The 14,213-nt window shown below is 73.5% G+C and carries 5 protein-coding genes; 3 read left to right on the top strand and 2 right to left on the bottom strand.

The window, feature by feature from the left end; all coding sequences use genetic code 11:
• Positions 1-65: 65 nt before the first annotated feature.
• On the bottom strand, positions 66-1,526 hold the full coding sequence (locus tag ABZ809_RS20920; RefSeq protein ID WP_357564229.1) for an SDR family NAD(P)-dependent oxidoreductase: 1,461 nt from the start codon (positions 1,524-1,526) through the stop codon (positions 66-68).
• A 566-nt stretch (positions 1,527-2,092) separates the two neighbouring features.
• On the opposite strand from ABZ809_RS20920, the gene ABZ809_RS20915 reads away from it, so the two are divergent.
• Positions 2,093-3,646 (top strand): ABC-F family ATP-binding cassette domain-containing protein, encoded by a 1,554-nt coding sequence (locus ABZ809_RS20915; RefSeq protein WP_357564228.1) that lies wholly within the window; start codon positions 2,093-2,095, stop codon positions 3,644-3,646.
• A 297-nt stretch (positions 3,647-3,943) separates the two neighbouring features.
• Here the strand turns inward: ABZ809_RS20915 and ABZ809_RS20910 are convergent, their stop codons facing one another.
• A complete protein-coding gene (locus ABZ809_RS20910) occupies positions 3,944-4,198 on the bottom strand; it encodes a hypothetical protein (RefSeq protein WP_357564227.1) in 255 nt (84 codons plus the stop codon).
• A gap of 210 nt (positions 4,199-4,408) precedes the next feature.
• On the opposite strand from ABZ809_RS20910, the gene ABZ809_RS20905 reads away from it, so the two are divergent.
• Positions 4,409-4,666: a hypothetical protein gene (locus ABZ809_RS20905; protein ID WP_357564226.1), complete on the top strand. Its 258-nt coding sequence runs from the start codon at positions 4,409-4,411 to the stop codon at positions 4,664-4,666.
• Between the two features lie 211 nt (positions 4,667-4,877).
• Positions 4,878-14,147 carry a carboxypeptidase regulatory-like domain-containing protein gene (locus ABZ809_RS20900; protein ID WP_357564225.1) on the top strand — a complete coding sequence of 3,090 codons (9,270 nt, stop codon included), beginning with the start codon at positions 4,878-4,880 and terminating at the stop codon, positions 14,145-14,147.
• Positions 14,148-14,213: the final 66 nt, after the last annotated feature.

The raw sequence follows: 14,213 nt of genomic DNA, 5'->3' as shown, positions 1-14,213 counted from the left end.
GACCCGGGCCCGACCGTGTGCCGGTGCGCACCGAGTGTCACCCGGCGGGCCGGGCCGGCCGCCGGTCACCAGGCGCAGGGCGCGTAGTCCTTGAGGAAGCAGCCGTACAGGTCCTCGCCCTGCTCGCCACGGACGATCGGGTCGTACACCCGGGCCGCGCCGTCGACCAGGTCCAGCGGGGCGTGGAAGCCGGCGTCCGCCAGTCGCATCTTCGTCGGGTGGGGCCGCTCGTCGGTGATCCAGCCGGTGTCGACGCTGGTCATCAGGATGCCGTCGGTCAGCATCTCCTCGGCGCTGGTCCGGGTCAGCATGTTCAGCGCGGCCTTGGCCATGTTGGTGTGCGGGTGCCCCGGCCCCTTGTAGCCGCGGCCGAACTGGCCCTCCATCGCCGAGACGTTGACCACGTACTTGCGGCGGGCGGGTGCCGCGGCCATCGCCGGTCGCAGCCGGCTGACCAGCACGAACGGCGCGGTCACGTTGCACAGTTGCACTTCGAGCAGCTCCACCGGGTCCACCTCGTGCACCCGTTGCACCCAGCTGTTGACGGGGTCGAGGTCCGGCACCAGGCCGCCGGCGTCGATGGCGGTGGCCGCCGCGATCCGTTCCGGCGAGGCGGAGCCGCTGGTCAGCGCGAGCGCGGTGAGCGCCTGCGGGGTGAGCGCCGGCGCCTGCGGCGAGGCGGTCAGCGCGCCTGCCGGGTCGCCGAGGCCGGCCGGTTTGGTGAACGTGACCAGCTCCGGCAGCGGGCCGTCCGGCAGGGCCGCGGTCTCCGCGGCCACGAGCTGCGCGTACGCCCCGGGCGTGCGCCGGACGGTCTGCGCCGCGTTGTTGATCAGGATGTCGAGCGGTCCCTGCTCGCTGACCGAGTCGGCGAGGGCGATCACCTGGGCGGGGTCGCGCAGGTCGATCCCGACGACGCGCAGGCGGTGCAGCCAGTCACCGCTGTCCGGCATCGCCGCGAACCGGCGGACCGCGTCGTGCGGGAAGCGCGTGGTCACCGTGGTGTGCGCGCCGTCGCGCAGCAGCCGCAACGCGATGTACATGCCGATCTTCGCCCGGCCGCCGGTGAGCAGCGCCCGCCGGCCGGTCAGGTCGGTACGGGCGTCCCGGCGTTCCCGGTTGAGCTTCGCGCAGGGCGGGCAGAGCTGGTGGTAGAAGGCGTCCACCTCGCGGTAGCGCTGCTTGCAGACGTAGCAGCCGCGCGGGTTGTGCAGGAAGCCGGCCGTGCTGCCCTCGGTGGGGGAGGCGAGCGGGATGCCCTGGGTCTCGTCGTCGATCCGCCCCGGGGCGCCGGTGGCGGTGGCCGCCGTCACCGCCCGGTCGGCCGCCGCGAAGGCGTCCCGCCGCTCCTCACGCCGCCGCTGCTTGATCGACTTGTACAGCCTCGCGGTGGCCCGCTGCACCCGCACCACGTCGGGGTGGTCGGACGGCAGTTCCTCCAAGGCCTCGAAGACGCGGAGACAGGTCTCCAGAGAAGTCTGGTCGATGCCGTTCCGGCCGGTTTCCGCAGTGTTGTCCGCCGTCATGCGTCGCTGTCTCGTCCCGTTCCCTGTGCCGGTGTCCACCCGGCTCACCCCATGTCCCGACCAGGAACTGTACGCACCGCGCGATCCTGGACGCACCTCGCGTCGGTACGCCCGAGGGCGACCAGCGCGCGTCGCCATGCCCGACGCCCGTTCGGGCGGCTCCCGGGACAACCGACTTGGCCCCCGGACGGGTGGAAGGTAGCGTCGTGGCCATGTACACAGGCAGCGCGTCGTTCGCAGGCATCGCGTCGATGAGGCCCCGCGCCGGCCGCTGACGGCGGCGCACCGAGCGATCCCGATCTCACCGCCCGCCGTTCCGGCTTCCCGCCGGGCGGCTGCCTCTGGCTGCCCGGCTCCAATCCGAGCTGCGGAGCATTCCTGTGTCCTTCACTCCCACCCGTTCGTCGAACCCGTCCGAAGCTGAGACCCGGTCCCGTCACCGGCCCGCCGGCCCGGCCCGGCCGGCTCCCCCCGACGCCCCCATCCCCGCCGGCGAGCACGCGCATCTGCGGGCCGAGGACGTCAGCGTCGTGCGGGGAGCGCGACAGGTCCTCAGCCACGTGTCCGTGACCGTCTCGGCGCGTTCCCGGCTGGCCGTCGTCGGCGAGAACGGCCGGGGCAAGACGACCCTGCTGCACGTCCTGGCCGGCCTCGTGGTCCCCGACGGCGGCACGGTGCACCGGGCGGGCACCGTCGGCCTGGCCGAGCAGGCCCTCCCCGCCGGTGCGGGTCTCACCGTGGGGATGCTCACCGCCGAGGCGCTGCGCGGCGCGCACGCGGCGCTTGCCGCGCTGGACCAGGCGACCGGCGACCTCGCCGGGGGCAGGGACGGCGCGGAGGACCGCTACGCCACCGCGCTGGAGACGGCCACCCGCCTGGACGCCTGGGACGCGGAACGCCGGGTCGACATCGCACTGGAGGCGCTGAGCGCGTGCACCGACCGCTCGCGCGAGCTGAGCACCCTCTCGGTCGGGCAGCGCTACCGGGTGCGCCTGGCCTGCCTGCTCGGCGCGCCACACGACGTCCTGCTGCTCGACGAGCCCACCAACCACCTGGACGCCGAGGGCCTGGCGTTCCTCACCGAGCGGCTGCGCGCCCACGGCGGCGGCCTCGCCGTGGTCAGCCACGACCGCGCCCTGCTGCGTGACGTCGCCAGGGAGTTCCTGGATCTCGACCCCAGCCAGGACGGCACCGCGCACCTGTACGCCGGTGGCTACGACGGCTGGCAGGAGGGGCGCCGCCGCGATCGTGGGCGGTGGGAGCAGGACTTCGAGGCCCAACAGGCCGAGCGCCGCCGGCTCGCCGCGGCGGTGGACGAGGCCCGCGACCGGCTCAGCACCGGCTGGCGCCCCCCGAAGGGCACCGGCAAGCACCAACGCCAGTCCAAGGCGCCCGGCGTGGTGCAGGCGCTCAACCGGGAGCGGGAGGCGCTGGAGGCGCACCGGATCACCGCACCCGAGCCGCCCCCGTCGCTGCGCTGGCCCGAGCTGACCACCCGCAGCGGCGTCGCGCTGGTGCGTACGTACGACGCCCTGGTCGCCGGGCGCCTGACCCGTCCGGTGACGCTGAGCCTCGACGGCGGGGACCGGCTGCTGGTCACCGGCGCGAACGGTGCGGGCAAGTCCACGCTGCTGTCGCTGCTGGCCGGCCGGCTGCGACCCACCAGCGGCCAGGTCCGCCACCTGCCGGCCGCCCGCGTCGCCCTGGTAGCGCAGGAGGTGCCCGACTGGCCGCCCGGCGCCACCGCGCAACAGGTGTACGAGCAGCACGTCGGCCGCCTGGTCGCCGGAGGAGGCGTCCGCGAGGGCGACCTGGTGCCGTTGGGCGCGACGGGACTGCTGGATCGTGCGGCGCTGCGTACCCCGGTGCACCGCATGTCCCAGGGGCAGCAACGGCGTCTGGACCTGGCGGTGCGGCTGGCTGCCCGGCCCGATCTGCTCATCTTCGACGAGCCGACCAACCACCTGTCGGCGGCGCTGGTCGACGAGCTCACCGCGGCGTTGCTGACCACGCCCGCCGCCGTCGTCATCGCCACGCACGATCGCCAACTGCTCAGCGATCTGGCGACCTGGCCCCGGCTGAGCCTGGCACCCGCCACATCGGACGGGGAGTCACCGTGAGTACGTCCCGTCGCACCTGACCTGGTGCACCCCGGCCCGCCACCTGGCGGGCCGGGGCGCGGGCGCCGACGAGCGGGTGGGTGCCCGGGCCCCCGCCGGGCTCGCGGACCGCCTGTTGCAGGGCGCGGAGAGCGGGCCACCAGTCGGGATGGCGTTCCACCACCTCCGCGAGGGCCGGGCTCTGCCTCAGCATGTGTGCCGGCCATCGGTGCCAGGAGTGGGCGAGGTCGAAGCCGGGCAGAAGCGCGGCCACCTGCAGATCGCACTCAAGAACATCCGCAAGCAGTTCTGCGAGGGTCAGGACCGCTGACCGGTCCGTGTCATGTGGCGTGGAGGTTTTCCGTCGAAGAAGTACGGGCGGAGCGACGGATTGTCAAGGAGCCGCCCGTGCCAGGCCAGGAGGAGATTGTTGATCTCCATGAGGGCGGCGGCCGAGCCGATACCGTTGTTGATGCGGCTTTGTCTCGCCACCTCCCGCGTCTGCACCGCGGAGAAGCACAGTGACACCGCGACCAGCACCAATCCGAGAACGCCGAGGATTGTTTCCTGCACCGCTGCCTGTCCTTTCGTGGACGGAGTCCGTTCTCACGCTACGGTGCCGCAACAAGTGGGTGGTGGTCGTGCCGAAGCGTTCCGGAATCGATCCGAGTAATTGGTGTGTTTCCGGAACGGTCGGGCGGTCGACCTTTTCGGCTCTGGGCCACTGATCCATGACCGACTATGATCTGTCGAATCCAGCCCACTCGATCGAGAGGCGCCTCAGTGAAGAAGTTCGTGCGGAACGCCGTCGTGGCGACCCTGCTGACCGTGGCCGGCACCACGGCGGTCGTGGCCAGCCCGGCCCAGGCCCTGCCCTACCCGGGGGTCAACGAGAGCATCACCATCACCTACTACGCCGACGCGGCCAGGACCGTGCAGGTCGGCATGCTCGTGTACGGCAACTGCCTGGAGGACTTCCAGTACGGCACCCGCACCGCCTACTCCACCTGGACCCGGACCGTCTGCTCGAACCCGCAGTGACCTCCCGGGTGGGGGCCGGGCACCGGCCGGCCCCCACCCTCCTGGCCGGTCGCGGTAGCACTGCGTGTCGCTGCGGTGCGGCACCGTGTTCTCGGTAAGCATTTTCCATGTCGAGCGAAGGACGATGTAGACAACTGCCGGCCCTGTGGATCAGGATTGCTCGATAGATCAAATATCGACGCGTATGTGTTGGCCTGCAGGAGGGCGCGCGGTGGCGCTGCGTAAGAAATTCGCTCACGCACTGATCGTGGCGATGGTGTGGGGCGCGCTCGGCGTCCCCGACATGGCCGTCGCGGCGCCCGGTGGCGCGGCGACGGACGGCCGGGTCACGTTGCGGGACGGCATCCCGGCCGCGCAACAGGCCACGGCCGCGATCGGCACCCGGACCGGGCCGGCGACCGCGCTCGTCGGCGAGAAGCCGCAGCGCCCGAAGCTCGCCCCGGAGGTGACCGAGGCCGCGGCCGAGGGCAACGGCAAGGTCAGCGTCATCATCCGGCTGCGCGACCAGGTCAACCTGTCCACCGTGGCCGACCAGGCCCGCGGCGCGGCCGCCGCGTCCGGCAAGGCGGAGTCGCGTGGCCGGACCGTCGTCACGGCCCTGCGAGCCAAGGCGGCGGCGAGCCAGAACGGGGTACGTGACCTGCTCGCCCGCGCCGGCGCGACAAAGGTCCGGCCGTACTGGGTGTTCAACGGCTTCTCGGCCACCGTGTCGGAGTCGGCGCTGGCGCAACTCGCCGCGAGCCCCGAGGTCGAGAGCGTCGCGCTGGACGAGCAGTACACGCTGCCGGAGACCACGAAGGGCGCGCCGCGCCTGCCCACCTGGGGCCTGGAGAAGGTGCGCGCCACCGACGTGTGGGCCGACTACGGCTTCACCGGCAAGGGCGTGGTCGTCGGCATCATGGACAGCGGCGTCGACGGTGGACACCCGGCGCTGGCCGGCAGCTACCGGGGTCGCGACGGCGACCACACCGACAGCTGGTTCGTCGCCACCGGCGAGAACTACCCGACCCCGGGCGACGGCGGTGGGCACGGCACGCACGTGGCCGGCACCATCGTCGGCGCCCCGCCGGGCGACGTGACCGGTGTGGCCCCGGGTGCCGAGTGGATCGCGGCCAAGATCTTCAATGACGCCGGGCGGGCGAGCACCTCCGGCATCCACGCCGCGTTCGAGTGGATGCTCGCCCCCGGTGGCGACCCGAGCAAGGCGCCCGACGTGGTGAACAACTCCTGGGGCGCGGACGACGCCTACGTCACCGAGTACTGGGAGGACGTCAACGCCTGGGTGGCCGCCGGCATCTTCCCGAACTTCGCCGCCGGCAACAACGGGCCCGGGGCGCCGACCGTCGGCTCGCCCGCGAGCTTCCCGCAGTCGTTCGCCGTCGGCGCCACCGACAGTAACGACCAGATCGCCTCGTTCAGCAGCCGCGGATCGGCCACCTGGGACGGCGTCGAGCACATCAAGCCGCAGGTGAGCGCGCCCGGCCAGGACATCTACTCGACCTGGCCGCTGGCACTGGACCCGGACGGCTACCACACCATCAGCGGCACCAGCATGGCCACGCCGCACGTCACCGGCGTCATCGCGCTGCTGCTGTCGGCCAAGCCGGGCCTCTCCGTGGACGCCGTCCGCGAGCTGCTGACCTCCACCGCGCGGACCGAACCGCACATGGGCAAACTGCCCAACAACGACTACGGCGCCGGCATCGCCGACGCCCGCGCGGCCATCACCGCGGCCCGCTACAGCGGCACGGTCAGCGGCACGGTCCGCGGCCCGCAGGGCCCGCTCGGCGCCACCGTGAGCATCCCCGAGCTGGGCGTCACCACCACCGCCGATTCCGCGACCGGCTTCTACGACCTGCGGGTCAAGGCCGGCACGTGGACCGTCCGGGTCGCCGACTACGGCTCGGTGCCGCAGGAGTCGCGGGTCGCCGTGGCCGTCGACGGCCAGCACAAGCTGGACGTGACCCTCGCCGCCGCCGCCGTGCACGACGTCTCCGGCACCGTGCGCGCCGCCGACGGCACGCCGCTCGCCGACGCGGAGATCCGGTTCGGCGGTACGCCGGTCGCGCCCGTCCACACCGGCGCCGACGGGCGGTACGCGGTGCGGATCGCGGCCGGGACGTACCCGGTCTCGGCGCAGCTCACCGGCTACGACCGGCGGACGGTCGAGCGGGCCGTCACCGGTGGCACCACGCTCGACTTCTCGTTGACCCCGCTGAAGGTGGACTCGGCGCCCGAGTGGCGCGAGTACCAGAACAACCCGCGGCGCACCGGCCAGTCGGCGGAGCCGCTGGTTCCCGAGGCCCTGACCAACCGGTGGCAGGTCGACGTCCCGGGCGGGCAGTCGGTGTTCAGCTCCCCGGTGCTCGCCGGCGAGCGGATCTTCCTGGTCACCGAGGACGGCCAGTTGCACTCCCGCGCCGTCAGCAACGGCGTCGAGCTGTGGCGGTTCAAGGGCGGCGCCGCGATGCGCGGCACCCCCGCGGTGGCCGGCGACAAGGTGTACGTCGGCGGCGGTGACGACCAGGTGTTCTACGCGCTCGACGCGGGCACCGGCGCGCCGGTCTGGACGTACCCGACCGGTGACCGGCTGACCTACACCACCCCGACGGTCGTCGGCGACACCGTCTACTTCGGCACCGGCTGGGGCGAGGGCAACGGCGGCTGGGTGTACGCCCTGGACGCCGCCACCGGCGCGCTGCGCTGGCGCTCGTTCATCGGGGCGCAGATCTACTTCGCCCCGACGGTCGCGAACGGCACCGTCTTCGCCAGCAGCTACGACGCGCGGCGGCTGGTGGCGCTGGACGCCGCCACCGGCGCGGAGAAGTGGGCGCTGACCCGCACCGCCGACTCGTTCGCCGCGATGCCGACGTACGCCGACGGCGTGCTCTACGTGGGCACCGCCAACTTCGACACGGGAGCGGGCAGCCTGCTCGCCGTCGACGCGGGCACCGGCGCCGTGCGCTGGGAGGCCGACGGGCACGGCGACGCCTCCGGCAGCGCCCCGAACGTCCACGGCGACCTGGTCATCGCCGGGTCGCACAGCCGGTCGTCGGTCGCCGCGTACGACCGGAACACCGGCGCCCGGCGGTGGATCACCGGGGCGGGCTCGGCGGTGAGCAACGCGATGGTGCTCGCCGACGGCGTCGTCATCGGCGGCTCGCAGCTGGACCGCCGGGCCTGGGCGCTGGACGCCTACACCGGGGAACTGCGCTGGGAAACGAAGATGGCGGACAACGTGCTCGCCGCGCCGGCGTTCGCCGACGGCAAGCTGGTCGTCTCCGCCCGCAACGGGCAGCTCGCGCTCTTCGAGGCGCCCGGCACCGTCACGGGTACGGTCACCGGCCCCGACGGGGCCAAGCTGGCCGCCACCGTCCGGATCGCGCAGACCGGCGCGTCGGCGCAGACCGACCCGGCCACCGGCGTGTTCACGCTGGCGCACCGGGCCGGCACCTGGCGGCTGGACGTCTCGGCCTACGGGTACGCCACGGCCAGCAGGAACGTGGCGGTCCGGCCCGGCCGTACCGTCACCGTCGACACGGCCCTCCAGCCGATCGGCACCGGCTCGCTGGCCGGCACCGTGACCGACGAGGCGGGCGCGCCCCTGGCCGGGGTGACCGTCGCGCTCAGCGGCACCCCGGTGCCCAGCACGGTCACCGACGACGCCGGGCGGTACGAGTTCCCGACCGTCTCGGCGGGCACCTACGAGTTGCGGATGACGCGCAACGGGTACGCGCCGTTCCAGAAGTCCGTCACGGTCGCCACCGGCGAGCGTACGGTCGCCGACGTCACCGTGCCGCGCTACCAGATCGCGGTCACGGGCGACCACCAGGGCATCCTGACCAACCTGCTCACCGCGAAGGGCTACCGGGTCGAGGCGACCACGGTGGCGGCGATCGCCGACCGGGCGGGCGACTACGCCCTCGTGGTGGCGAACGGGGCCAACGACGACCCGGGCGCGGACGTGTTCAAGCGGTTCGTGGCGAGCGCCGACGCGGCCGGCACCAGCGTGGTCTTCCTGGACACCTGGTCCGCCGCCTACGGCTCGCTGGCGCACCTGTCCCAGCACGTCGGCGATCCGGCCACCGTGGGCACGGGATACAACAAGGGTGACGTGAGCGTCATCGCCCGGGCCGGGCACCCGCTCACCACGGGCCTGCCGGTCGGCAAGCAGACCGCGCTGCTCGACAAGAACCGCGAGTACGCCTGGTTCTCCGGCTACGGCGGGCGCTCCCTCGCGGACCTGCACGCCGGGACGCTGGAGGTCGTCGGCTCCACCATCGGCTACGAGCCGCGCAGCCAGGGCAGCGTGCACGTGCTGCTCTCGGCCAACGGCGTGAGCCCGTGGGCCGGGCCGGGCAACGGCTGGCTGCCGGCGGCCTACACGGTCTTCGACAACGCCATCTCGTACGCCCTCGGCGCCACCTTCGGCACGGCGGCCGGCCGGGTCACCGACGCGAGCGGGGCGCCGGTCTCGGCCACCGTCACCGTGGCCGGGACCGGGGACAAGGCCACCACCACGGCGGACGGCTCGTACTCCCTGCTGCTGCCGGCGGGTGAGCACACCCTGCGGGTCGAGGCGCTCGGCCTCACCACCCGCGAGGTCACGGTGCGGGTGGCGGAGCGCGCCACCGTCACCACCGACCTGACCCTGCTCACCTCCGGGTCGGGGACGGTCAGCGGCGTGGTGCGCGGCGGCGGCACCCCCGTCGCCGGTGCCACCGTCACCGTGGCCGGCGTCGACCGGTCCGCGACCAGCGACGACGAGGGCCGGTTCACCATCTCGGACGTCCCCGGCGGCACGTACACGCTGCGGGTGACCGCGACCGGCTACCTCCCGGCCACGGTGGGCGGCACGGTGGTCGTTGACGGTCAGGTGACGACGACCGACGTCGTACTGACCCGCCCGACCCGGGTCGCGGTCGTCGGTGACGCCAAGGACGTCGTCGCCGACGAGTTGACCACGTTCCTGAAGGCCAACCAGATGACGGCCACCGCCACCGGTTGGGAGGCGTTGGACCAGCTCGACCGGTACGACGTCGTGGTGTTCAACACCCCGACCAACCCGGGCAAGGCCGCGTTCCTGGCCGCGCTCGGCAAGCTGGACGCGGCCGGGGTGTCGGGTGTCTTCATCGAGGGCGCGAGCAGCAGCGCCACCAGCGGGGCCGGGCTGCTCCGCACCCACCTGGGCAACCCGACCGGCCGGTCGTTCGAGTCCTTGGACGGGTACCCGATGCTGTACCCGACCGACGCGACGCACCCGGTGTTCGCGGGCGTCGGCAGCCCGCTGCGCATCATGGTCGCCGACGAGTGGGCCGGCTACTACACCGGACACACCGGTATCAACCTGGCCGACTTCGGCACCAGCGACAGCGGGGTGCTCGGCGGTGGCGTCTCGTACGAGCCGCGTACGCCGACCAGCGTCCGGCTGCTGCTGTCCGGGCTGTCGGCCGGCAGCCTCGGCAGCCCGTCGAACGGCTGGAGCGTCGACGGCAAGCGGGTGTTCCTCAACGCCGTCGGCTGGGCCGCCGCGCCGAAGCTGGCGGGATACGACGCCCAGGTCACCGGCGTCGGCGGGCAGGGCGTGACCGGGATCCGCGCCCGGATCGTGGAGACCGACACGGCCGCCCAGGTCAGCTCCACCGGCCGGATCTCCCTCGCGCACCCGGCCGGCACCTACACCCTCGAGGTGAAGGCGTTCGGTTACCAGACCCACACCCGGCAGGTGACGCTGACCGCCGGAGAGGTCGAGGACGTCCAGATCTCCCTCGCCACGGCGGAGATCGGCACGGTCACCGGCACGGTCACCGACCGGCAGACCGGTGCGCCGCTGGCCGGCGCCACGGTCCAACTGGACGGCACGCCGCGTGACGCGGTCACCGGACCCGACGGCCGGTTCAGCCTGACGGAGGTGGAGGCCGGCCGGTACTCGGTGCGGGTCGCGGCGGCCGGCCACCTGCGGCAGGTCTTCGCGGACGTCGAGGTGACCAAGGGCGCGAGCACCGCGCTCGCCCTCGGGCTGCGGCCCTCGCCCAGGGTCGCCGTGCTGGGCGACTTCGAGAACCGGGCGAAGGCGCACCTGGCCGAGTGGGGCTACCAGGCCGAGGACCTGGCCTGGACCGACGTCTCGAAGGTCGGCAACTACGACCTGGTCCTGGCCAACCTGGCGGCGAACACGGGGACCGACCCCGGCGCCGCCGGCTGGGCCGCGTTCGAGGACGCCGTCGTCCGCGCCGACGTGCCGGTCGTCTGGCTGGACCAGTACGCACGCGGCGCGATCAAGTACCTGACCAAGTACGACGGCGACCCGCAGGTGCGGGCGGAGGACCGGCTGGACGGCCCGACGCAGGCGAAGGTGCTCGCCGACCACCCCCTCACGGCCGGGTTCCCGGTCGGCTCCACGGTGCCGCTGGTCGCCGACAACGCCGAGTACACCTACTTCACCGGCTTCTCCGGGGTGACGGTGGCCAACCTGGTCACCGGGGCCCAGGGCGAGCGGGGCGGCACGATCGCCTACCGTGGCCGGTCCGCCGGCGCGGTGGACGTGCTGCTCTCCACCATGTCCATCAGCACCTACGGCTACCCGGCCACGGCCGACCAGCCGGCGAAGAACTGGACGCCTCAGACGGAGGTGCTGTTCCACAACGCCCTGCGGTACGCGTTGGACGCGCCGCCGCTGGCGGCGACCGTGCGCGGCACGGTGGTGTCCGGCGCGACGGGCGCACCGACCGCGACCACCCTCACGGTGGTCGAGACCGGTGCGACCGTGCCGGTCTCGGCCGGTGACGGCAGCTACGCGCTGCCGTTGCAGCCGGGCACCTGGACGCTCCGGCTGAGCGCCTTCGGTCACCAGACCGTCGAACGCACGGTGACCGTGGCCGCGGGCGACGCCCCGACCGTGGACATCACGCTGCCGGTCGCCGCCAGCGGCACGATCGAGGGCACCGTGCGCGCCGTGGGAGGCGCCCCGATCGCCGGTGCGACGGTGACCGTCCAGGGCACCCCGCTGTCCGGGACCACCGGGGCGGACGGCACGTACCGGATCGCCGGCGTGCCGGCCGGCAGCCACTCGCTGCTCATCCGGGCCGACGGGTACGGCAACGGGCAGCGACCGGTGACGGTGACGGCCGACCAGCGGGTCGTGGTGGACGCGGAACTCGCGGTCGCCCGGGTGCTGGCCGTGGCCGGCGACTCGGCCAAGGGCGAGATCGCCGAGCTGCTCTCCGCCGAGGGTTACACGGTGCGCAAGTGGAACTGGGCCGACATCCACCTGCACATCCCGGAGCTGAGCCAGGTCGAGGCGGTGATCCTGAACGGGCAGACCCCGACGCCGACCGCGGCCGAGGTGAACGCCTTCCTGACGGCCGCCGCCGAAGCCCAGGTGTCCGTCGTCATGGCCGGGCAGTGGGGCTCCGGAGCCATCCGGGCGGCCCGGACGGCCCGCAACGACCCGAGCGGCATCACCGACGGCTTCACCGAGGACGGGATGGCCATCACCTACACGCCGTCGGTGTCGCACCCCATCTTCGCCGGATTCGAGGCGGGGAAGCCGATCGCGTTGATGCGCAACCCGCAGGGCAACGCGCAGCAGTGGCAGTGGTTCTCCGGCTACTCCGGGGAGACCCTCGCCAGCATCGGCGAGGAGGACACCGGTGCCCTCGGCGGCGGCGTGGGCGTGAAGTTCACCTCCACGTCCAGCGTCGAGATCCTGCTCGCCGGGCTCGCCTCCGGCTCGTACGGCAAGCCGACCGACCGGTGGACGCCGGAGGCCGTCCGGATCTACCTGAACGCGGTGAAGTGGGCGCTGGACGCCAGCCAGGGTGGCCTCGCCGGCACCGTGACCGGCGACGGCGCACCACTGGCCGGTGCCGAGGTCCGCGTGGTCGAGGCCGATCTCACCACCAGGACCGGCGCGGACGGCACGTTCCGGCTCGGCCTGCCGGCCGGGACGTACACGGTCCAGGTCAGCGCGCTCGGGTTCGCCCCGCACGAGAGCACGGTGACGGTGAAGACGGGCGAGACGCTCACGCTGCCGGTGACGATGACCCCCGTGCCGCGCGGGAGCATCTCGGGCACCGTCACCGACACCAACGGTGCGGCGATCGCCGGGGCGCGCCTGACGGTGACCGGCCCGGTGGCCGGCGCGGCGACCTCGGACGCCGAGGGGCGGTACACCGTCGCCGGCCTGATCCCCGGCGAGTACCAGCTCGTCGTGGACGCCAGGCACCACCTGACGGCGACGGTCAAGGCGACCGTGGTGGCCGACCAGGTGGCCACGGTGGCGGTGCGGCTGAAGCCGACCGACGTCGCGGTGCTCGGCGACGTCAAGGGCGCGCTGACCGGGTTCCTGCGGGGCGAGGGTGTCGCCGCGGAGGAGAACGACTGGTCCGCGACGGTGACCCGACTGCCGGCGTACCGGGTGGTCGTGGTCAACGGGGGAGACCCGACGGAGCAGGAGTTCGACGCGTTGGTCTCGGCCGCGGACGCCGCCGGGGTGAGCCTGGTCTTCACCGGTACGTGGGGTGCGGCCAACGGCGGCATCCGGCTGCTGGAGCGCTACGGCGACGGCGTGGTCACGGTCGGCGGGCAGGGCTACCGCGACGGGGCGGTGGGCCTGGTCGGCTTCGACCGGAAGCACCCGGTGTTCGCCGGCATCACCGACCCGGCCGCGATCGTGGCCCCGGACGGCTACTGGAGCGATCTGGCCAGCTACTCCGGGACGTACCTGGCGAACCTGTCGGTCAGCGGAGCGGAGGGCGACGCCGGCAAGGGCGCGGCGGTGGCGTACGACTTCCGCACCGCCCGCAGCATGCACCTGCTGGTCAGCGTCGGCGCGGTGACCGAGCTGATGGGCCCGGGCCACGGCTGGACCGAGGACACCGGCCGGCTCGTGCGCAACGCGGTCACCTGGGCCGGTGACGCGGTGCAGGCGGTCCCGGCGCGGCCCGCGCTCGCCGCGTCGGCGACGAGGGTGTCGGCGGAGAAGGTCACCCTCACCGGTACGGCCGAGTTCCGGTCCACTGTCGACGTCCGGCGCGACGGCGTTCCGGTGGGCACCGCGGTGCCGGGCCGGGACGGGCGCTGGACCGTCGAGGTGCCGCTGCGCGCCGGTGCCAACCGGTTCACCGCGGTGGCGACCAACCACGCGGGGGCGTCGGCGCCGTCGACCGAGGTCACCGTGGTCCGCTACACGGGCCGGTTCAGCTTCGCCGGCCTGAACGGCAACGGGACCACGGTGGCCTCCGTCGAGATCCTCGGCGGCACCGGACGACCGGTCCGGGTGGACCCGGGGGTGAAACTGGTGCTACGGGACGCCGCCGGCGCGGTGGTCCGTGAGCAGCAGATGGAGTGGGACCGCGACGAGGAGCGGTACGCGACGCGGCTCGCGCGGCTGCCGAGGGGTGAGTACACCGTGCAGGTGCTGGCCACCGTGGACGGCTCGCCCATCCCGCTGGACGGAGGGAAGATCACCCGACGGTGAGCGCGCCGGGGCGGCGGAAGCCGCCCCGGCCCCGAACGGCCGACCGGCCCGGCGTACGCGATCCGT

The sequence above is a fragment of the Micromonospora sp. NPDC047074 genome (assembly GCF_040643815.1).
Taxonomy (GTDB): Bacteria; Actinomycetota; Actinomycetes; order Mycobacteriales; family Micromonosporaceae; genus Micromonospora.
Note: the sequence above shows the minus strand (reverse complement) of the source record. Positions and strands in the feature narration are given on the sequence as shown.